Here is a 21,260-nt window from a genome sequence, read left to right as displayed (position 1 = left end):
ATGCTAAACATATCTGACAACAAAACAAAACTACAACCGTTAGACCGTTACGAGACCGTTAGAAACTTGACCAATAGACCGCATTATAGGATTTTAAATAAAATTATAGCGGGCGTTTCAATAGTAGCTTTAGTGGCGCTTTTTCTGCCTTGGACACAAAATATTTCAGGAACTGGAAGTGTTACCACTCTCAAACCAGACCAAAGACCACAATCTATTCAGAGCGTGATTTCTGGCCGACTTGAAAAATGGTATGTCCAGGAAGGTGATTTTGTCAATAAAGGCGATACGATTCTATTTATCTCAGAAATAAAAGAGGATTACATGGACCCAAATTTAGTGGAAAACACTAAAAATCAAATAAATGCCAAGAAGCAATCGTTACAATCGTATGGTTCTAAAGTAAGTACACTTTCCGGCCAAATTCAGAACATTGAAAGGGAAAAGGTCTTAAAACTGGAACAAGCACAAAATAAAATCAAACAATCTCTTTTGAAAATAAAGAGTGACAGTATGGATCTTGTTGCTGTAAAAACCCAACTGAAAATAGCCAATACACAATATGATCGTTCCGTTCAGCTGAATAAAGAAGGACTAAAACCACTTACTGATATTGAAGAAAAAAGGCTGAAATTACAAGAAGTGGAAGCGAAAATTATCACGCAAGAAAACAAATACTTAACCAGCAAAAACGAGTTAATCAATGCCAAAGTGGAAATAAACCGAATAAGCGCGGAGTATGCGGAGAAAGTTTCGAAAGCCAATAGTGATAAATACACAGCGCTCAGCAGTCAATACGACACCGATGCACAGGTAAACAAACTCGAAAATCAATATGCAAATTACAGCATTCGCAATGGAATGTATTATATCAAAGCATCACAAAACGGCTATATCAATAGGGCGCTGCAATCCGGGATAGGTGAAACGATAAAAGAAGGAACACCAATTGCGACCATAATGCCGTCAGAATATGACATCGCAGTAGAAACTTTTGTAAACCCTATTGACCTTCCTTTATTAACTAAAGGAGAAAAAGTTCGGGTTTGGTTTGATGGCTGGCCTACTATTGTATTTTCAGGATGGCCAAATATGTCTTATGGGACTTTTGGAGGCGAAATTGTAGCCATTGAAAATTTCATTAGTGCCAATGGAAAATATCGTGTTTTGATTGCTCCGGATAAAAAAGAAGCCAAATGGCCGGTACAACTGAGCATTGGAGCCGGTGCGCAAACTGTCGCTTTATTAGAGACCGTTCCGGTATGGTTTGAATTATGGAGAACTCTGAACGGATTCCCTCCTAATTATTATAAGCCTTCGGTTAAAACAACAACAGAGAAAAAATAATGAAACAAATATTTTTAGCATTTTTATTTTTGGGTTTTGCTGCAACAGCCCAAGATATCACCTCAAAAGAACTTACCTACACCGAGTTTCTGGGCTATGTAAAAAAATACCATCCATTGGTTAAGAATGCCAACTTAGAAATCAATAAAGCACAAGCTAATTTGATGATGGCCCGAGGTGGATTTGATCCAAAAATTGAAGTGGATTTCAGCAAAAAACAATTCAAAGACAAGGAATACTATTCAATTTTGAACAGTAGTTTCAAAATCCCAACTTGGTATGGAATCGAGATTAAAGCGGGCTTTGACAATAGTGAAGGTGTTTATTTGAATCCCCAAAACACACTTCCCAATCAAGGATTAACTTCGCTGGGAGTAACCGTTCCGCTTGGACAAGGATTGTTTATTAATCAAAGGATGGCTGATGTTCGAAAAGCAAAAATGCAAATGCAACTAAGCCAATCCGAAAGAAAACTGCAAGCTATCACAGTTTTATATGATGCTTCCTTGGCTTATTTTAATTGGAAGAAAAACTTCAATGAAGTGCAATTGTATGAAGAATACAATAATAATGCACAAATTAGATTTAAAGGAATTCAGTCGTTAATCAAACAAGGAGATAAACCTGCAATAGACAGTGTGGAAGCAGGAATTATTGTGAAAAACAGGAAACTGAGCTTGGAAGACTCGAACCTGAAATTGGCTAAAGCCAAATTAGAACTTTCTAATTTTCTTTGGTTGGAAAACAATATTCCACTGGAAATATCCGATGAATTGATTCCCGAAATGCAATTGGAATTTACGATTCAGGAAAGTTTAAAAACGAATGATTTATTGAATACGGATTTCTCCATCACCAATCATCCAAAAATCAATGCGCTTCAAAGCAAGATTGATATGCTAAATGTGGAAAAGAAATTAAAAGCCAACATGCTCTTACCAAAAATTGATGTGGGTTACTCCTATATTTCAGAACCCAGTTATATTGATAATTATCAGTTTGAGGATTATAAAATTGGATTGGATTTTTATTTTCCTTTGTTTCTTCGAAAAGAACGTGGTAGTTTGAAACTGGCGAAATACAAAGTTCAAGAATCCGAATTTACATTGGATTTAGAAAAAGTGCAATTGACCAATAAAATTAATGCACAAAGAATGGAAATTGAATCGTTGCTAAGACAAAAAGAGTTAATAAAAGGATTGGTAGAAGACAATCTCACCATGTTAAATTCCGAGGAAAGATTATTTTCTTTTGGTGAAAGTTCATTATTTTTAATCAATACCAGAGAGAATAATTTAGTCAGTGCATACCTTTCAAAGATAGCATTGGAGAACCGTTTTTACATTTCAAATTCAGAGCTTTTTAAAATTATGGCTAATCCGGATTAAATAATTTATAAAATTGTACTTTTGCAAACTGAAAATTCGAAATTATGATTATTGTAAAATCACGTGAAGAAATAGAATTAATGCGCGAAAGTGCGTTGATCGTATCAAAAACATTAGGAATGATTGCTTCTGAAATCAAAGAAGGAGTTACTACTTTATATCTGGACAAATTAGCCGAAGAATTTATTCGTGACCATGGTGCTGAACCAAGTTTTCTTGGATTATATGGTTTTCCAAATTCACTTTGTATGAGTCCAAACGCTCAAGTGGTTCATGGAATCCCAAACAATACACCTTTAAAAAGTGGTGATGTAATCTCAGTAGATTGTGGCGCATATAAAAATGGATACCATGGTGATCATGCCTATTCTTTTGAAATAGGTGAAGTCGCTCCTGAAACTAAAAAATTATTGCAAGTAACTAAAGAATCATTATACGTTGGAATCCGCGAATTCAAATTAGGAAATCGTGTAGAAGACGTAGGAAATGCAATTCAAAAATATACGGAATCGCATGGTTATGGTGTTGTTCGTGAATTAGTAGGTCATGGCGTGGGACAAAAAATGCATGAAGATCCTGAAATGCCTAATTATGGTAAAAAAGGAAGAGGAAAACTTTTTGTAGAAGGAATGGTTGTCGCTATTGAACCGATGATTAACATGGGAACCCGAAACATCAAACAACTAAAAGACGGCTGGACAATCCTTACTGCCGATGGGAAACCAAGTGCACATTTTGAGCATGATGTTGCGATTATTGATGGAAAACCAGAGATTTTATCGACTTTTGGATACATCTACAAAGCGTTAGGAATTGTGAGTAATGAAGAAGATGAGTTTAGAAGAGAACCTTTAGTATTGTAATGAAGAAACTATTTAAATTAATACTCAATACCATTCCTCGTCCTTTATTAATCAGGCTGAGTTATGTAGCCCGTCCTATTATCGCTTTTTCATTAAGAGGAACTAATTTCACCGATCCAATCGACGGAAAAAGCTTCAAATCGATGTTGCCTTATGGATACGAAACACAACGCAACAATGTGCTTTCGCCAAGTACACTTTCACTGGAAAGACATCGCTTATTATGGTTGTATTTGAATGAAGAAACCGATTTTTTTACTTCAACAGCAAAAAAGAAAGTACTGCATTTTGCACCAGAGCAAGCTTTTTATAAATTGTTTCGAAACCAAAAAAATCTGCACTACACCACAACTGATTTATTTTCGCCTTTGGCGGATGTGAAAGCAGATATTTGTAATTTGCCTTTTGAAGACAATCAATATGATGTTATTTTGTGCAATCATGTTTTAGAACATATTCCAGATGATACGAAAGCCATGCAGGAATTGTATCGGGTTTTGAAACCTGGCGGAATGGCAATTTTACAAATTCCACAGGATTTATCCAGAGCGACAACTTTTGCCGATGATTCCATTACGGATCAAAAAGAACGTGCTAAAATCTTTGGTCAATACGATCATGTCCGTATTTACGGTCGCGATTATTTTGATAAATTACGAAGTATCGGTTTTAAAGTAATTGAAGAAGATTACACTAATAAAATTGCACCCGAATTAGTAGAGAAATACTGTTTAGCCAAAGGGGAAATTATCCCTGTTTGTTTTAAATAATTTACACCATAAAAAAAACCTGCTAAAGTTAATTTTAGCAGGTTTTTAGTTTATAAATGAGTTGGTTTATTTTTTCTCTGGCATCAATATTCCAATTACTTTATCTTTTGTAAGATATTTTTTTGCAATATCTTGAATATCCTTAGCCGTTACTGCGTTTACAGTCTCTTCAAATTTCAAGACTTCTTCAGCGCTACTTCCATTGGTGTACGATCTAGTGAAATTAGACAACCAATATCTGTTTTCCTTGCTGTCTTTTCTGAAATCAGCTAATTCCCCTTCTTTAAATTTAGCCACATCTTTTTCATCTGGTCCTTTATCAATAATGTTTTGAAGTTCTTTTAAGGCAGAAGCTGTTAATTTCTCTGCATTATCTGGTCCACATGGAAAACCAATCGTAAAGCTGTACGATCCATTTGGAACTTTATTCATGCTTCCTCTTGCAGAAACACCATAAACACCGCTCTCATTTTCACGCAATTGCTCAATTAGTTTTATAGTCAAAACTTCCCCTAATGCTTGTATACTCATCGCGTCTTTAGTAGAATATTTCGCATCTCCATAATACATGATGGTTACGTTACTTTTAGGATCTGTTCCTTTATTAACGACTTTTTTCAAATCTCCTTTTAGCATTCTATAGCCTAAATCTACCGCTTTCTCTTTTTTATCAGTAGCAGGTAAAGATGCTAAATATTTAATGGAATATGCTTCCATAGTTTTATCATCAATGTTTCCAACGAAATAAAACTCAAAATCAGCAGCATTAGCAAAACGCTCCTTGTATTTATTGTACGCTAATGCATAATCCGTTTCTCCCCAAGTTTTTTCAGAAGGAATCAACCCATTAAATCTAGGGTTTTCTTTATTCAAATAAGTATAAAACTCTTGCTGAAAATAAAAACTAGGTTGTGAAGCCATATTATTAAAGAAAGCGGATTGCTTTTGTTTGTAACCTTCAAAAGCGGTCACGTCCATATTTAAATCTGTGAAATAGGCATGCGTCATTTGGAATAAATATTCTAAATCCTTAGGAGTTGCATTTCCTCTCAAACCTTCGGTAGCAGAACCAATATAAGGACTTACTCTCGCTATTTTACCCGTCATAAATTTATTGATATCATTCAATTTTAGTCCAGAGAATCCGGCTTCCGCCAAAGCTCCGTTAGCAAATTGAACTTTCTTCATATCCTCGTTAGAGTATAAATTAGTTCCTCCAAGACTCACTGCCTCAAAAAGAACCTCATCATTTTTAAAATCTGTATTCTTATACGTTACCTTAACCCCATTAGACAATACTAACGTTTTTGTTCCAATTTTAGCATTGCTTTCACGACTAACTATTGTACCTGGTTTAACTTCGTTTCTTATCAAACTTGTCGCAACGGCAGCATCTTCATAAGGCTTAATATCATCCGTATTAATTTTCAAAGCATCAAGAACTTGTTGCTCTGTCACTTTTTTCAAACCTTCTTTTTCAGGACCAGTAAGAATAATGACACGGTTATCTTCTTTTACATAATCTTTAATCAAACTATTTACATCCTTTAATTCAATCAAAGGCATCAATTGTTTCATCGTTTGATAGGTCCATTCAATCCCAGGAACTGGTTCTTTTTCTAAGAAATTAGCTTGATATTCTCCAACAAAATTCACTGAATTCGTTTTGTCTCTGTCGTTGTACGCTTTTTCAATAGAAGCAAGAAATTCTAGTTTCGAACGATCTAATTCTCCTTGCGTAAATCCAAATTTCTTAGCTCTTTCATTTTCAGTAACCAATACTTTCAAAGCACTTAATTGCTTATCTTCTTGAGACATTGCCACAGACTGATATGCTTTTTTATTTCTGGCCCAAGTTCCGCCATAGTACGAATATCCGTAGGTAAATGGAGGTGTGGCTGAATTTGTCAGTTCATCCAATCGCGTATTTAAAAGCGTAGCGAATAATCCCTCAACAATATAATTTTTAAAATCTCCAACATTCACTATTGGTTTTGGAGCTCCATAATCTTTATAAACCAATTGTACTTGAGCGCTTGAAGCTTCTTTATCACTTTCAACAGCTACAAAAGTTTCCTTGTGATTAGGAACATCGTAAAATTTTCTAGGTTTTTCTTTGGCTGGATTTTTATAACTTGAAAAATGAGAAATGATTTTCTTCTCCATTTCGGCAACATCAATATCACCTACAACAATTACGCTCATCAAATTTGGACGATACCAATCTTTGTAGAAATTAATTAAGGATTGGTGTTTGAACTTTTCTAAAATTTCTTTTTGACCAATAGGCAAACGCTCCGCATAATGTGATTCATGCATCATTTTTGAAATGTAGCGACCCAACATTCTTTTTTGGGCACCTAAACCCAATCTGTACTCTTCTAAAACTACGCCTCTTTCTTTATCGATTTCTTCTGGTGTCAAAACCGTATTAAAAGCCCAATCTTCAATAATTTGAAACCCTTTCTCTAATTTTTCAGGACTATCAGATGGAATTGGCAAAAAATAAACCGTTTCATCAAAACTGGTATACGCATTTAAATGTTGCCCAAACTTTACACCAATACTTTGCAAATAATCGACTAATTGATTTTTAGGAAAACGCTTAGTTCCATTAAAACACATGTGTTCCATAAAGTGAGCCAATCCTTGTTGGTCATCATCCTCAAGGATAGAACCAGCATTCACAACCAGCCTAAGGTCTACTTTTTTTTCTGGTTTGGCATTTTTCTTGATGTAATAGGTTAAGCCATTTTCAAGCTTGCCTGTTTTTACGCTAGGATCAAAAGGAATTGCTTTTGAATAATCCATTTGCTGTGCAAAAGCAGCCAATGGAAACAGCATTATTCCAAATACTAAATTGTTAATTTTTTTCATAGGGTTAGATATATTTGAAGTAAAAATAATAAGATAACTCCTAACTTTTAAAAATATTGTATTTTAATTAACAGAAATTACATACAAAATATATTTACTCTTTGAATTACATTATCGGATAAAAACGGGGAGTATTCCTTATATTTACAAAATCTTAAGCGCTGCAAAATGACTAACCCTTTTTTTAAAATTATCACCTTTATTCTTTTGGCATTTACGGCCAATTCTTCCTCTGCACAAGCAGAAAAAGAAGTAGTTGCGCCTTACAATATCAAAACGATTTCTTTTTTACAAAGTGATCGAAATGTGATTCCAATTTTTAAATTAGGAGAAGGATTTCAATTGCAGTTTGACGACCTTTTTGGCAATGAAGCCAATTATTACTACGAAATAATCCATTGCGATTACAACTGGATTCCCACCGGAATTCCAAAAAACGAATATTTAGAAGGTTTTGACAATCAAAGAATCCAAGATTACACTAATTCCTTTAATACATTACAAATCTATTCGCACTACAAATTATCAATTCCAAATCAGTTTACGCAGCAGTTGCGAATCAGCGGGAATTATATCGTTAAAGTTTTAGACGAAAATAAAGAAGTGGTGTTTTCCAGAAAATTCATTTTATGTGAAGATCTTGTTACGGTTCCAATGCAGGTGAAGCGAGCACGAACAGTAAGCAACATAGAATTAAAACACAATTTAGAATTCTCTATAAAATCAAGTGTAATTACATTTCAAAATCCTATGAAAAATGTTAGAGTAGTCCTGCTTCAAAACGGACAGTTTAACACTGCCATAAAAAATGTAGTCCCACAATACACCATTGGAAATGACCTGATATACAAATATGATCCTGAAACACAGTTTTGGGCAGGAAATGAATTTCTATTTTTTGAGAACAAAGACATCCGCTCTGCGAGTAACAACATAGCGCGCATAGATTCTAATACAGCAATTTACGGTTCTTATTTGTACACTAATGCCGCAAAAACAAACTTCCCTTACTCGTTTACCCAAGATGTTAATGGCGATTTTGTTGTTAATAACATAAATGCCACTAATCCCGAAATAGAAGCGGATTATGTTTGGGTTTATTTCAGCCTTTCTGCCCCTACTTTTAGACTGAAAAAAAATATCTATGTTGGCGGAATATTCAATAATTACAATCTGACTCCAGAATACAAAATGGAGTATAATTCCCAAAAGAACGTTTACGAGAAAGCAATTTTAATAAAACAGGGTTTTACAAATTATCAATACATTGTAGCTAATGACAAAGGAGTTATTGACTATGAAAATGCAATTGACGGGAATTTTTATCAAACCGAAAATGATTACACCGTACTCGTTTATTACAGAGAGAATACAGATCGATACGATAGAGTTGTTGGGAAAGGAATAGCAAATTCATTAAATATCACCAACTAAAAAAACTTTTCAAAAATTTGGCAAAACGAGATCAATTTTTTGTAAATTTGTCAATAATAAACACATATTCATCCATTTAATCATGGTTTCTCAAATAACAAGAGGTATAAAAATTTCAGTTTTGACTAGTTTTGAAGGAACCTACTTCAAAAACTACAAGATTCACTTTGCCTTTAGTTATGTAATCACGATTGAAAATCACAGCAAGGATTCTGTCCAGTTAATTTCTCGCCATTGGGAAATTTTTGATTCTCTAAACGCTATAGAAATAGTTGACGGAGAAGGTGTAATTGGAAAAAAACCAGTTTTAAAACCTGGAGAATTTCACACCTACAGTTCTGGCTGTTTACTTTCTTCACCTTATGGTGCCATGAAAGGATATTTCAACATGATTAACTTCACCTCTACAAAAAACTTCAAAGTTATTGTACCTACTTTTAGGTTATGTGCGCCTTTTGCTTTGAATTAAATTTCAACTCTTTTATTAGAATTTTAACTTCCAATCAGATTCTCTGATTGATGAATTATTGTTACCTTTACAGCTCAATTTTTGATTCTAATTAAAATCTATTTAATATGCCAAAAGGAATTTACAACGTCCCAAAAGCGTTTAACGAAACCGTTAAGTCCTACGCTCCAGGAAGTCCGGAAAGAGAAGAAGTTCTAGCCACTTTCAATAAAATGTATAATGAAACAGTTGATGTTCCTTTATACATTGGAGGAGAAGAAATCCGTACAGGAAAAACTCAATCAATAAATCCTCCTTTCGACCACAAACACACTGTAGGACAGTATCACGAAGCTGATAAAGAACATATAGAAAAAGCCATTTCAACAGCTCTGGAAGCTAAAAAGAAATGGGCTAATTTAGCTTGGGAACACAGAGCATCCATCTTTTTAAAAGCTGCTGAATTGCTTGCCGGACCATACCGTGCCAAAATAAATGCAGCAACTATGATTGCTCAGGCAAAAACAGTACACCAAGCTGAAATTGATGCAGCCTGTGAATTTATAGACTTTTTGCGTTTCAATGTGCAATTTATGTCTCAAATTTATGCTGAACAACCCGCTTCATCAGAAGGCGTTTGGAACAGATTAGAACACAGACCTCTTGAAGGATTTATATATGCCATCACTCCGTTTAACTTTACAGCAATTGCCGGTAATTTACCTGCAGCTCCAGCATTAATGGGGAATGTTGTTGTTTGGAAACCAAGTGCTACACAAATTTATTCTGCAAATGTAATTGTAGAGGTATTCAAACTAGCAGGATTACCAGACGGTGTAATCAATGTAGTTTATGGAGACTCTGCTATGATTTCTGAAACGTTATTAGGAAGTCGTGATTTTGCAGGAATTCACTTTACAGGTTCAACTCGTGTTTTTAATGACATTTGGGGGAAAATTGGACAAAACATCAGCAACTACAAAACATACCCAAGAATCGTAGGAGAAACTGGAGGTAAAGATTTTGTTGTAGCACATTCATCCGCTATTCCGGCTCAAGTTGCTACGGCACTTTCCAGAGGAGCTTTCGAATACCAAGGTCAAAAATGTTCAGCAGCTTCAAGAGCGTATGTACCAAAATCAATATGGCCAGAAGTAAAAAAATTATTAGTTGCTGATTTAGCTTCTATGAAAATGGGATCGCCAGGAGATACCAATAATTTCGTTTCATCTGTAATTTCAGAAGGTTCATTTGACAAATTAGCCGGTTTTATTGACCAAGCTAAAAAAGATGCTGATGCCGAAATTATTGCAGGAGGAAATTACGACAAGTCTGTTGGTTATTTTATAGAGCCAACCGTTATCGTAACTACTAATCCAAAATACAGTACAATGGAAAACGAATTATTCGGACCAGTATTGACAATTTACGTTTACGAAGATGCTAAATGGGAAGAAACTCTTGTATTAGTAGATTCGACTTCTGAGTACGCATTGACAGGAGCTGTCTTGAGTCAAGATCGCTATGCCATTGAATATGCGATGAAAGTTTTAGAAAATGCCGCTGGTAATTTCTACATCAACGACAAACCAACAGGTGCTGTTGTAGGACAACAGCCATTTGGTGGTGCAAGAGGATCAGGAACTAATGACAAAGCAGGTTCAGTATTGAACTTATTGCGTTGGGTTTCTCCAAGAACAATAAAAGAAACTTTTGTTACTCCAGAGAACTACAGATATCCATTTTTAGGATAATTTAGTCTTAATGTTTGAAAGACGAAAGTCTTAAAGCACATACAAATACTAAAAGGCCGAATCTAAAATTTAGATTCGGCCTTTTTTATATTTTTTCAACTCAGTTCTATCTTTCGACTTTAAGACTTTCGACCTTATGACTAAACCGTAAACTTCAACGGCAAATGCACCACTTTCTTAGTTTCAAAGAATTCATCTTCAAAGAAATCAGCAAGATCGTATTCTGTGGCTTTTGGAAAATCCTTTAGTTCTTCGGTTAAATCGCCTCCTTTTAAATAGAGAATTCCGTTTTTTAATTCGTGTTTGTTGTTCTTTTTGATTTTGGTTTTCACCCAAGAAACAAAATCCGGCATATTAGTTACGGCACGACTCACGATAAAATCGAAATCTCCTTTCACATTTTCGGCACGCATTTGCTCCGCTTTTACATTTTTCAATTCTAATCCTTCGGCAACAGCCTGAACCACTTTTATTTTTTTGGCAATGACATCAATCAAATAAAAACGCGTTTCAGGAAAAAGAATCGCCAATGGAATTCCAGGAAATCCACCACCGGTTCCAACATCCAGAACATACGTTCCCGGTTCGAATTTTATGATTTTGGCAATTCCCAGCGAATGCAAAATATGTTTAGTATACAAAGCATCAATATCTTTTCTCGAAATAACATTGATTTTTTCATTCCAATCATGGTATAAAAAATCCAGTTTTTCGAACTGTTCTTTCTGAATATCAGTTAAATTAGGAAAATACTTAAGAATCTCGTCCATCTATTAATTTTTTAACAAAAGTAATACTTTAGAGTTAAAATATTTATCTCAATTTTGTATATCCAAAAATTTATAATAATTACCTTTGAACTTTATTAAAAATATATGAATAATAATGCTCCAACATTTGCTAAGCAAGATAGCCTAAAGTTTTTTAGAACACTTAACTCACGGGTTAACAATTACTTCAAAGAAAACAACATCCAAAAGACAGGCAATTGGAAACTATATTTGAAAACCATAATTCTGTTTTCTGTTTTTCTTGCGCCTTATTTTTTAATTCTGACACTTGGAATGCCATTTTGGGCACATCTTCTGTTGACAATAGTTATGGGAATTGGAATGGCTGGAGTGGGAATGAATGTGATGCACGATGGAAATCATGGTTCTTATTCGAATAAAACTTGGGTCAACAAATTCATGGGTGGAACTATTTATGTTTTGGCAGGAAATGTATACAACTGGCAAGTGCAACATAATGTTTTACACCACACCTACACAAACATTCCGGGTCACGATGAGGATTTAGATGCCGGACGTGTTATCCGTTTTACTAAAGAAGCAAAATGGTATAATTTCCACCGTTTTCAGCAATATTATTCTGTATTCTTATACGGATTATTAACATTCAACTGGGCTATCACAACTGATTTCAAACAGATGAGAAGCTACTTGAAAAGAAAATTATCTTACGGAGAAGCGAAAAGCCCAAAAATACTTTGGACTACTTTAATTATCACCAAAGTAATTTATGTTTCTATCTGGATCGTATTACCAATCGTTATTGGAATCACTTGGTGGAAAGTATTAATTGGTTTCTTCGTGATGCATTACACTGCTGGATTAATTCTAAGTGTTGTGTTCCAATTGGCACACGTTGTTGAAGAAACGACTAATCCATCTCCAAATGAATTAGGTGAAATGGACAATACTTGGGCTATTCATCAATTGTTTACCACAACTAATTTTGCTCCAAAAAACAAAATCGTTAACTGGTACACAGGCGGATTGAATCACCAAATTGAGCACCATATTTTTCCAAATATCAGCCACATCCATTATGGTAAAATTGCTAAAATTGTGAAAGAAACTGCGCAGGAATGCAACTTGCCGTATTATGAATACAAAACAATGCGAAGCGCTGTTATTGCACATTTTAAGCATTTGAAAGATTTGGGACAAAACCCTGCTCTTACTGTATAATCATAAAAAACACAACGTGTAAAGATGCTGCAGTGCATCTCTACCAACAGAATGAATTTAATAAAAACTAACTACAACCTATTAAAAAATGAATCCATTATCAGATAGAATAAACAATTTATCTACGTCTCAAACATTAGCAATGGCAGCTTTGGCCAGAGAATTAAAATCACAAGGAAAAGACATCATCAGTTTAAGCTTAGGCGAACCTGATTTCAATACGCCTGACTTTATCAAAGAAGCGGCTAAAAAAGCAATTGACGAAAATTACAGCACTTATTCTCCAGTAGAAGGATATTTAGAATTAAAAGAAGCCATCTGTAGAAAATTCAAAAGAGACAATGATTTAGAGTACAAACCGTCTCAAATTGTAGTTTCAACAGGAGCAAAACAATCGTTATACAACATTGCACAAGTAATGTTGAATGATGGTGACGAGGTAATTTTACCGGCTCCTTACTGGGTTTCTTATTTCGAAATCGTAAAATTATCAGGTGGAATTCCTGTAGAAGTTCCAACTTCTGTAGATACTGATTTCAAAATCACACCTGAACAATTAGAAGCAGCGATTACACCAAAAACAAAAATGATGTGGTTCAGTTCTCCTTGTAACCCAAGTGGATCTGTATACAGCAGAGAAGAATTAACGGCATTAGCAAAAGTATTGGAGAAATATCCAAACGTTTATGTTGTTGCTGATGAAATCTATGAGCACATCAATTTCTCAGGAACTTTTTGCAGCATCGCATCTATCCCGGGAATGTTAGAAAGAACAATTACCGTAAATGGAGTAGCAAAAGCTTTCGCCATGACAGGATGGAGAATTGGATATATTGGCGCACCAGAATTCATTGCAAAAGCATGTACAAAAATTCAAGGACAAGTAACAAGTGGTGCTAACAGTATTGCACAACGTGCTACAATTACTGCTGTTGATGCTGATCCAAGCGTTTTAAAACACATGGTTGATGCTTTCCATAGCCGTAGAGATTTAGTGGTTGGATTATTGAAAGACATTCCTGGAATCAAAATCAACGTTCCAGAAGGTGCTTTTTATGTATTCCCAGACGTTTCATCTTTCTTCGGAAAAACATTAAAAGGAACGTTCATCAAAGACGCCAATGATTTCTCTATGTACCTTTTGGGCGAAGCAAATGTAGCAACCGTAACCGGTGACGCATTTGGAAACCCAGACTGTATTCGTTTTTCTTATGCAACAAGCGAAGAATTATTGAAAGAAGCATTACGCAGAATAAAAGAAGCGGTAGCTTTATAGTCAAAAGTCATAAAGTCGAAAGTTGGAAAGTCAAAAATCCAACTTCCAATATACAAACAAAGCCTCAAGATTTTCTTGGGGTTTTGTTGTATTTGGGCGTGACCACAAGGGTCGGGCTTTACGCTACAATCTTTTTATTTCTCCGTTATCACTTCGAAAATAAAAAGGATTTTCACTTTAATCCCTCACGTAAAAAAACACTATTTTTACGTCCATTTTAAATCGCTATTAAACGATTAAGCATCTTTAAACTTCAAAAAATGAAAATACTACTTCTAGGCTCAGGCGAATTAGGAAAAGAATTTACAATTGCAGCACAACGCATCGGACAAATCGTAATTGCGGTGGACAGTTACGAGAACGCTCCGGCAATGCAAGTTGCCCATGATTTTGAAGTCATTAACATGCTAGACGGAGATGCGTTAGACAAAATCGTCGCCAAACATCAACCAGATTTTATTGTTCCAGAAATCGAAGCCATCAGGACCGAGCGTTTTTATGATTACGAAAAACAAGAAATCACAGTAGTTCCCTCTGCGAAAGCGGCAAACTTTACCATGAATAGAAAAGCAATACGTGATTTGGCTTCCAAAGAACTCGGACTAAAAACCGCCAAGTATCGCTACGCAACCACTGCTGAGGAATTGCAAAAAGGAGTTGAAGCAGTTGGAATGCCCTGCGTGGTAAAACCATTGATGTCATCGTCCGGAAAAGGACAATCCACCATAAAAACCGAAGCTGATATCGAAAAAGCATGGAATTATGCCGTCGAAGGTTCCCGTGGTGATGTGATAGAAGTAATTGTGGAAGCCTTTGTCAAATTCAATTCGGAAATCACTTTATTAACCGTTGTTCAAAATAATAATCCAACACTTTTTTGCGCCCCAATAGGTCACCGTCAAGAACGTGGCGATTATCAGGAAAGCTGGCAACCCGCCAGAATATCCGACAAGGATTTATACGAAGCACAAGACATGGCCGAAAAAGTAACCGAAGCTTTGGGCGGCGCAGGACTTTTTGGAGTAGAATTTTTCTTGGCGGATGATGGGGTTTATTTCTCGGAATTATCGCCTCGTCCGCATGATACTGGAATGGTAACATTAGCCGGAACACAAAATTTCAATGAATTCGAATTGCATTTACGAGCTATTTTAAGCTTACCCATTTTGGAAATTACATTAGAAAAAGTGGGAGCAAGTGCTGTAATTTTAGCTTCGGAAAACTCCACAAACCCAACTTATTCCGGCATCGAGAACATTGCATCATTGCCTAAAACGGATTTCAGAATCTTTGGAAAACCAACTTCAAGACCGTACCGAAGAATGGGAGTGGCTTTAGTAAATGATACTTTAGAAACTCCAATTGAAGAAGTGGTAGAAAAAGCGAAGAAAGCAGCCAGATTGGTTACCGTAAATTCGTAATTACTTTTTAGAAATACGAAAATCTGTTGGAGTCATTCGGGTATGTTTTTTAAATAATCGTGTAAAATAAGAATAATCATCAAAGCCTAATTCCGTTGCAATTTCATTGACGGTAAACTTTTTATCCATAAGCATTCGTTTCGCTTCGAGTATGATTCTATCTGTAATCACTTCGGTTGTCGTTTTTTGCAACATTTCATTGCAAATCCTGTTCAAGTGTTTTAAAGTAATAGCAAGTTGCGAAGCATAGAAAGAAGGCGCTTTTTCTATTTTAAAGTTTTGCTCTAAAAGCACTTCAAAATTTTTAATTTTCACATTATACGAATGCGCTTCGTGGAAATATGTTTCACTATATTTTCTGGCAATTTCAATATGTATAATGTCTAACAGATTCATGATTTTATCTTGCTTCAACTGCTGATTTGTCTGAGTTTCTAAAATCAGACTTTCAAAATAAGGGAGAATCGCTTTCGATTCGGCTACATTGAAAACCATTTCAGGCTTATTGTCCACCGAAGAATAAAATGGATAGCCGCCTATGGTTTTTTGTCCAAAATAAAGATTATACATTTCCTGCGAATAAAAAATCACAAAACCTTCTACATCATCAGATAAGTCCCAATGGTGCATTTGTCCGGGTTGCAGGAAAAACATACTTCCCGGCTGAATCGCAAACACATCAAAATCGATTTCATGCGTTCCCGAACCTTTGGTAAAAAAGACCAAAACATATGAACTGTGTCGGTGAGGCTCCTCAACAAAACTATGGTCTATTAAGTGATTTTTAAAGGTATTAATATACAAATCACTATTCACTGAATTACAGTTAAACCGCTGAATGTTATAAATAGGATATTTTTTCATTTTACTCTAAATGTCTTTATTGTGCTATAATTAGCGAATATAGAAAACATCCATGACATGAATAAGAAATACCTTTGATAAAAATAATAACGATGTCAAATTCTATTGTACACATCCTGAATAATGATTGTCCTCATTGCCTTAAAGGCAAAGTTTTCAATGAAAAAAGTATATTTCTCAATGTTGGATTTCCTAAAATGAACGAATATTGTTCTCATTGCAACTATAAATTCGAAAAAGAACCTGGTTACTTTTTTGGAGCCATGTATGTAAATTATGGTTTAACGGTGGCTCAAGGAATTGCTACCTATGTTATTGCTCAATTCTTCTTTAAAGAAAATTTCGATTTAAGGATCATTCCAATTATTGCTGTTGTGATTCTTGCAATGGCTTCTATTAATATTCGTCTTTCTAGATTATTGTGGATTTACATGTTTAAAAATTATTCGATGTAAAAAAACCTGTATCTTAGCTAAAGTAAAATTTAATCATTTATGAAAAAGATACTATACTTAGCTATTTTGTTCTCTGCAACACTTGCAAGCGCTCAGGATAAGAAAGAAGAACCAAAAAAACCTCAAATTGTAGAAGCTTCGTGCGGACAATGCCAATTTGGGATGGAAGGACACGGTTGCGAATTAGCCGTTCGCATTGACGGAAAATCCTATTTTGTTGACGGAAGTTCCATTGACTCCCACGGAGATGCACATGCCAGCGATGGTTTTTGTGCTGCCATAAGAAAAGCAGAAGTAGTTGGTAAAGTGGTTGACAATAAATTCAAAGTCACTTCATTCAAATTACTGCCAAAAAAATAAAAAAAGGGCTTAAAGAAAATTCTTTAAGCCCTTTTTAATTACTTCGATTTCATACTCAATTTGAGATTGATATTCTCAAAACTCGAAATATCAATTACTTCTTCCAAGTCTACATCAAAAGAAATTTTTATACTGTCACCCACCATTGTCACAGGCAATTGATTGGATATTTGTGAAGAACCCACAAAAATATTAGGATAATCTTTTACCTTAAAATAATAAAAGCTGTTCCCGTTTTTTACATCATTCTGGATTCGGGTTACAATTGATTTTAGTGATTTTTTATTAGAAACACTATTCGGATTTATTTTATTATCAGCCATATTATAGACGTTTTTAAACGAAGTCAACGTTTCTCGCATTGTATTGCCCACGCCCACAATCGTGTAATCTGAAATGGCAACCATCGCAAACATTTTAACCAATCCACCGTCATCTTTAAGCGTCATTACATACGTTGGAATATTATTAATATTATACGGAATAGGCAAAGACGCCTTATATCCTTTCTCCTGAACTTTCCCTTGTGCGGAGCTTTGAGCAGCAAATTCTGTTGCGCCACCTTGTTTATAAAAGGTAGTTTCTTTGGTTCTGGTATCCACCAATACAAAACCTACAGCAGATTCTTCTTTCCCAACCGAAGTCAATCCGGTGTACCAATAGGATTTATTGTCTTTTCCGTACACCAATGTCAATCCTTCTGTAGTTTGAAGTTTATCCTGATTAGAAAAATTCCAGTACCCGTGAACATATTCGCCCCAATCGTTCAATTGATCTTCTATAAAATCCAAAGGCTGAATTCGATCAACCCATTTTGGAGTTTCAGCAATTGAATATTCATTTATAACTCCAGATTGTGCATCAACCACAATAACACCTGTCGCTTCTTTTCCTGAAAAACCAATTTTTTTCACATATTTAGTGACAATCCAAAACGGATTTCCAGCATCATCAATCTCAAAACTAAAATCAGCCAAACCAACAGTAGCATTTCCATTAAAATAAACATGTCTGTGAATGTCACTTTGAAAATAAGCGCCTTGTTGGTACTTAATCTTAATGTCCTTCCCTCCCACATTCTGAACTAATTTCACATCACGTTCATTGGTTGCAGAAACCATAACATATCCCGCAGCTCCCTCTTGGTTGTTAAACCATTTCAAAAAACCCGAATGCAATAATGGTGCAACCCAATACAGATTTTTATTTACTTTTTGGATACAAAAGTCCCCTAATTCTACTTGGCTTCCCAAAGCTGGTTGAGAACCTAAAATTTTCTCTCCCAAAAGATGGGCTAGTTCCTCATCGACCACACGGATTTTATCAATAGAAATTGGAGCAATATGGTTTGTTATTTTTTGGCCGTTTTTAACCTCGCCTATTAATTTTTGATACGAATCGCTTCTGAACATTTTTAGGCTGGTCACAAAAGGAAGCGCAATACAATACACTAAAAGCAATCCTGCCAAAACATACAAAACCTTGTTAGGCCTGGAAACAATCTTGACTTGCTTGGTTTGCTGAGAAACTGTGAGCCCTAGAGAAAATAGAACCCCAAGAATAACTAACAATAATAAAATTATAGCAAAACCAGTAAATCCATAATTAATTACCGGCAGGTTGATATAAAAAAGTAAAAACCCAAAAAGGAGTAAGAAAACAATGGAGAATATTTTTTTCATAAAGCTGTTTTTTATACTTTATTAGTAACCAAAAAACAAAAAATGTTACAAAACAAAATCGTAATAAATTAATAATGAACCCTAAAAACAATTCTATGATTTGAATATAAAAACACAAAATAAAACTTTCAACTATTTATAAGATTTTGTTAATATTAGTTTAGCAAAGGTGTTTTGGAAAAAAAATAAAAGTTTAATCATTAGATTTGTAGAAATAGTAATATTAATGAAGTTATTAATAGTTGAAGATGAACCTAATCTTTCGTCAATTATCCGTAAAGGCTTTTCAGAAAAAAATCACGATGTAAGCGTTGCACTTGATGGTACAACAGCATTAGATTTACTCTCAAATCATAATTTCGATGTGGTAATTCTAGACGTGATGCTACCAGACATTAATGGCATTGAAATTTGCAGACGTTTGAGAGCCGCTAAAAACTTTGTTCCTATTCTACTGTTAACCGCTTTAGGAAGCACTGAAAATATAATAAACGGATTGAATTCCGGAGCCGATGATTATTTATTGAAACCCTTTAAATTCCTGGAACTTGACGCAAGAGTCAACGCACTTTCCAGAAGAGCGGGTCAAGTACAAAAACCGAATGAAATCACCACTATTGCTGATCTTCAAATTAATTCGAAAACAAAATCGGTAACCAGAAATGGAGATACCATTGTATTAACAGCCAAAGAATTTAAACTTTTGTATTATCTGGCCATCAACTCTGAAACTATTTTATCCCGGGAACAACTTTTAGACAATGTTTGGGACATTAATTTTGACATGAATACCAATGTAATTGATGTCTACATTAACTATTTGAGAAAAAAAATTGACAAACCGTACGACACTAAATTAATTCACACCATGAAAGGCTTGGGTTATGTACTGAAACTATAAAAATGCAGATTAAGAAAAAGATTACCTTTACCTATATAGCGCTTTCAACCCTCAGCACACTTTTATTGAGTTTGGTGGTTTTCTTTTTGTTTAAACAAAATAACCAATATCATTTTTTGAAAAGGTTACAAGATCGAGCTAAAATTGTGGCATCGATTCATTATCAAAATGATCCTGTAAAAACCCGCTATTTCAAAGAATTTAAAGCCAATGGCCTTGAAGAATTGATTGACGAGCAAAACTTTGTTCTTAAAGTCAGCGGAAAAAACACATTTGAATACAACACCGATCTTAATTTACCAGCTGATTTCTATACAAAAGTAATGGCCAATGGTTCTAATTGGATTGAAAATAGTAACCGCTATTTTTATGCCCAGACTTTTACGGAATCCAATCAAAAATATATTGTAATCATCACTGCAATAGACCGAAGGGGAAATGTTAGTAGCATTTATATTATTCAAATTCTATTTTTTGGAGGATTGGCTTTTATACTATTGGCTTATTTTCTTGGTAGATTTCTAGCGAGAAGAGTGATAAATCCAGTGGCCAGAATTACAGACGAAGTAAAAATAATAAGCGCATCAAACCTTCACAACAGACTTCCCGAAACTAAGAGCACCGATGAAATTGGCGATTTGACAAAAACCTTTAACAACATGCTGGACCGACTGGAAACCTCATTTGAAATCCAGGCAAATTTCATCAACAACGCCTCTCACGAACTAAAAACACCCGTAACAACCATAATTGCCGAAGCAGAAATCATGCTTTTGAAAGAAAGAAATGTTGCGGATTATATATCGTCATTAGAAAACATACACAGTCAGGCATCCCGACTTGGTGATCTTACGGAAAGTCTTTTGAAACTGACCCAAACCGGTTATGACGGCAAAAAACAATTATTAGATATTGTCAGGATTGATGAACTTCTAATGGATGTAAAATCAGACATTGACAAAATTTATCCCAATAACAGAGTAACGATCAAAATCAAGAAAATTCCCAGCGACCCAAGCTTACTGGAAATTCCGTGTAACAAATCCTTATTAGAACTTTCGTTGAATAATATTATCGCCAATGGCGTAAAATATTCTGATAACGAAACGGTCTTTGTTACTTTATCCGTAAACAATTCAACCATCAAAATTTCTATTACTGATATTGGAATTGGCATTCCTGCAGAAGACATTCCGCATCTCTACGAACCTTTCTTTCGAGGCAAAAAAGCATCAAAATACAATGGTTATGGATTAGGACTTCCACTTGCCATGAAAATAATCAGGATGCACAATGGAGAACTTCTAATACAATCTGAACCTGACAAAGGCACTATTGTAAATATTACTTTTAACACAGCCAACATTAGAAATTCTAATGTGAATTCTTAGAATATTCTAATTTTAATTTAAGATTGTTATAAACTGGGTACTGTTATTTTGTATGT

The 21,260-nt window shown here is 34.9% G+C and carries 18 protein-coding genes; 14 read left to right on the top strand and 4 right to left on the bottom strand.

What is annotated here, in order from left to right; genetic code table 11:
* Genes QLS97_RS04755 through QLS97_RS04740 form a run of 4 tightly spaced genes read left to right on the top strand, consistent with a single transcriptional unit; the run spans position 1 to position 4,368 of the window.
* Positions 1–1,347: an HlyD family secretion protein gene (locus QLS97_RS04755; RefSeq protein WP_282714572.1), complete on the top strand. Its 1,347-nt coding sequence runs from the start codon at positions 1–3 to the stop codon at positions 1,345–1,347.
* A complete protein-coding gene (locus QLS97_RS04750; protein ID WP_282714569.1) occupies positions 1,347–2,735 on the top strand; it encodes a TolC family protein in 1,389 nt (462 codons plus the stop codon). The genes QLS97_RS04755 and QLS97_RS04750 overlap by 1 nt, the downstream gene beginning before the upstream one ends.
* 44 nt (positions 2,736–2,779) lie before the next feature.
* The gene (map, locus tag QLS97_RS04745; protein WP_282714568.1) at positions 2,780–3,598 is read left to right on the top strand and encodes a type I methionyl aminopeptidase; all 819 of its coding nucleotides are present in this window, start codon (positions 2,780–2,782) and stop codon (positions 3,596–3,598) included.
* A complete protein-coding gene (locus tag QLS97_RS04740; protein WP_282714566.1) occupies positions 3,598–4,368 on the top strand; it encodes a class I SAM-dependent methyltransferase in 771 nt (256 codons plus the stop codon). Before map ends, QLS97_RS04740 begins: the two co-directional genes overlap by 1 nt.
* Before the next feature lie 66 nt (positions 4,369–4,434).
* Here the strand turns inward: QLS97_RS04740 and QLS97_RS04735 are convergent, their stop codons facing one another.
* Positions 4,435–7,245 carry a M16 family metallopeptidase gene (locus tag QLS97_RS04735; RefSeq protein WP_282714565.1) on the bottom strand — a complete coding sequence of 937 codons (2,811 nt, stop codon included), beginning with the start codon at positions 7,243–7,245 and terminating at the stop codon, positions 4,435–4,437.
* Positions 7,246–7,413: 168 nt separating this feature from the next.
* On the opposite strand from QLS97_RS04735, the gene QLS97_RS04730 reads away from it, so the two are divergent.
* The 3 genes from QLS97_RS04730 (at position 7,414) to pruA (ending at position 10,881) form a co-directional block, all read left to right on the top strand.
* Complete coding sequence (locus QLS97_RS04730) at positions 7,414–8,679, top strand: type IX secretion system plug protein (protein ID WP_282714564.1); 1,266 nt, start codon at positions 7,414–7,416, stop codon at positions 8,677–8,679.
* Positions 8,680–8,761: 82 nt separating this feature from the next.
* Positions 8,762–9,148 (top strand): Co2+/Mg2+ efflux protein ApaG, encoded by a 387-nt coding sequence (gene apaG, locus QLS97_RS04725; protein ID WP_099714405.1) that lies wholly within the window; start codon positions 8,762–8,764, stop codon positions 9,146–9,148.
* Positions 9,149–9,255: 107 nt separating this feature from the next.
* Positions 9,256–10,881: an L-glutamate gamma-semialdehyde dehydrogenase gene (gene pruA / locus QLS97_RS04720; protein WP_282714563.1), complete on the top strand. Its 1,626-nt coding sequence runs from the start codon at positions 9,256–9,258 to the stop codon at positions 10,879–10,881.
* A gap of 140 nt (positions 10,882–11,021) precedes the next feature.
* Here the strand turns inward: pruA and rsmG are convergent, their stop codons facing one another.
* The gene (gene rsmG, locus QLS97_RS04715) at positions 11,022–11,651 is read right to left on the bottom strand and encodes a 16S rRNA (guanine(527)-N(7))-methyltransferase RsmG (protein WP_282714561.1); all 630 of its coding nucleotides are present in this window, start codon (positions 11,649–11,651) and stop codon (positions 11,022–11,024) included.
* 105 nt (positions 11,652–11,756) lie between these two features.
* On the opposite strand from rsmG, the gene QLS97_RS04710 reads away from it, so the two are divergent.
* The 3 genes from QLS97_RS04710 to purT all read left to right on the top strand — a co-directional run bounded on the left by QLS97_RS04710 (position 11,757) and on the right by purT (position 15,551).
* Positions 11,757–12,854 carry a fatty acid desaturase family protein gene (locus tag QLS97_RS04710; RefSeq protein ID WP_099714402.1) on the top strand — a complete coding sequence of 366 codons (1,098 nt, stop codon included), beginning with the start codon at positions 11,757–11,759 and terminating at the stop codon, positions 12,852–12,854.
* A gap of 88 nt (positions 12,855–12,942) precedes the next feature.
* Positions 12,943–14,130 carry a pyridoxal phosphate-dependent aminotransferase gene (locus QLS97_RS04705; protein ID WP_282714558.1) on the top strand — a complete coding sequence of 396 codons (1,188 nt, stop codon included), beginning with the start codon at positions 12,943–12,945 and terminating at the stop codon, positions 14,128–14,130.
* A gap of 260 nt (positions 14,131–14,390) precedes the next feature.
* Entirely contained in the window at positions 14,391–15,551 is a 1,161-nt protein-coding gene (purT, locus tag QLS97_RS04700; protein WP_282714556.1) for a formate-dependent phosphoribosylglycinamide formyltransferase, read from the top strand.
* Here purT and QLS97_RS04695 read toward each other — a convergent pair whose 3' ends face one another.
* The gene (locus QLS97_RS04695; protein WP_282714554.1) at positions 15,552–16,415 is read right to left on the bottom strand and encodes an AraC family transcriptional regulator; all 864 of its coding nucleotides are present in this window, start codon (positions 16,413–16,415) and stop codon (positions 15,552–15,554) included.
* A 92-nt stretch (positions 16,416–16,507) separates the two neighbouring features.
* Between QLS97_RS04695 and QLS97_RS04690 the strand changes: the two genes are divergently transcribed.
* Both QLS97_RS04690 and QLS97_RS04685 read left to right on the top strand, forming a co-directional pair.
* Positions 16,508–16,870 carry a DUF983 domain-containing protein gene (locus tag QLS97_RS04690; protein WP_282714552.1) on the top strand — a complete coding sequence of 121 codons (363 nt, stop codon included), beginning with the start codon at positions 16,508–16,510 and terminating at the stop codon, positions 16,868–16,870.
* A gap of 39 nt (positions 16,871–16,909) precedes the next feature.
* A complete protein-coding gene (locus tag QLS97_RS04685) occupies positions 16,910–17,230 on the top strand; it encodes a DUF6370 family protein (protein WP_282714550.1) in 321 nt (106 codons plus the stop codon).
* Positions 17,231–17,268: 38 nt separating this feature from the next.
* On the opposite strand, the gene QLS97_RS04680 is transcribed toward QLS97_RS04685, so the two are convergent.
* Complete coding sequence (locus tag QLS97_RS04680; protein ID WP_282714548.1) at positions 17,269–18,912, bottom strand: hypothetical protein; 1,644 nt, start codon at positions 18,910–18,912, stop codon at positions 17,269–17,271.
* A 226-nt stretch (positions 18,913–19,138) separates the two neighbouring features.
* Between QLS97_RS04680 and QLS97_RS04675 the strand changes: the two genes are divergently transcribed.
* Complete coding sequence (locus QLS97_RS04675) at positions 19,139–19,813, top strand: response regulator transcription factor (protein ID WP_282714546.1); 675 nt, start codon at positions 19,139–19,141, stop codon at positions 19,811–19,813.
* Positions 19,814–19,929: 116 nt separating this feature from the next.
* A complete protein-coding gene (locus QLS97_RS04670; protein ID WP_282714544.1) occupies positions 19,930–21,204 on the top strand; it encodes a HAMP domain-containing sensor histidine kinase in 1,275 nt (424 codons plus the stop codon).
* The last annotated feature ends 56 nt before the right edge of the window (positions 21,205–21,260 follow it).

The organism is Flavobacterium yafengii, assembly GCF_030010375.1.
GTDB classification, from domain to species: Bacteria; Bacteroidota; Bacteroidia; order Flavobacteriales; family Flavobacteriaceae; genus Flavobacterium; species Flavobacterium yafengii.
Note: the sequence above shows the minus strand (reverse complement) of the source record. Positions and strands in the feature narration are given on the sequence as shown.

Bases quoted from the DNA above. Each gene is read 5' to 3' on its own strand.
- QLS97_RS04755 (WP_282714572.1), top strand. From the start codon at position 1: ATGCTAAACATATCTGACAACAAAACAAAACTACAACCGTTAGACCGT.
- QLS97_RS04750 (WP_282714569.1), top strand. From the start codon at position 1,347: ATGAAACAAATATTTTTAGCATTTTTATTTTTGGGTTTTGCTGCAACA.
- map (WP_282714568.1), top strand. From the start codon at position 2,780: ATGATTATTGTAAAATCACGTGAAGAAATAGAATTAATGCGCGAAAGT.
- QLS97_RS04740 (WP_282714566.1), top strand. From the start codon at position 3,598: ATGAAGAAACTATTTAAATTAATACTCAATACCATTCCTCGTCCTTTA.
- QLS97_RS04735 (WP_282714565.1), bottom strand. From the start codon at position 7,245: ATGAAAAAAATTAACAATTTAGTATTTGGAATAATGCTGTTTCCATTG.
- QLS97_RS04730 (WP_282714564.1), top strand. From the start codon at position 7,414: ATGACTAACCCTTTTTTTAAAATTATCACCTTTATTCTTTTGGCATTT.
- apaG (WP_099714405.1), top strand. From the start codon at position 8,762: ATGGTTTCTCAAATAACAAGAGGTATAAAAATTTCAGTTTTGACTAGT.
- pruA (WP_282714563.1), top strand. From the start codon at position 9,256: ATGCCAAAAGGAATTTACAACGTCCCAAAAGCGTTTAACGAAACCGTT.
- rsmG (WP_282714561.1), bottom strand. From the start codon at position 11,651: ATGGACGAGATTCTTAAGTATTTTCCTAATTTAACTGATATTCAGAAA.
- QLS97_RS04710 (WP_099714402.1), top strand. From the start codon at position 11,757: ATGAATAATAATGCTCCAACATTTGCTAAGCAAGATAGCCTAAAGTTT.
- QLS97_RS04705 (WP_282714558.1), top strand. From the start codon at position 12,943: ATGAATCCATTATCAGATAGAATAAACAATTTATCTACGTCTCAAACA.
- purT (WP_282714556.1), top strand. From the start codon at position 14,391: ATGAAAATACTACTTCTAGGCTCAGGCGAATTAGGAAAAGAATTTACA.
- QLS97_RS04695 (WP_282714554.1), bottom strand. From the start codon at position 16,415: ATGAAAAAATATCCTATTTATAACATTCAGCGGTTTAACTGTAATTCA.
- QLS97_RS04690 (WP_282714552.1), top strand. From the start codon at position 16,508: ATGTCAAATTCTATTGTACACATCCTGAATAATGATTGTCCTCATTGC.
- QLS97_RS04685 (WP_282714550.1), top strand. From the start codon at position 16,910: ATGAAAAAGATACTATACTTAGCTATTTTGTTCTCTGCAACACTTGCA.
- QLS97_RS04680 (WP_282714548.1), bottom strand. From the start codon at position 18,912: ATGAAAAAAATATTCTCCATTGTTTTCTTACTCCTTTTTGGGTTTTTA.
- QLS97_RS04675 (WP_282714546.1), top strand. From the start codon at position 19,139: ATGAAGTTATTAATAGTTGAAGATGAACCTAATCTTTCGTCAATTATC.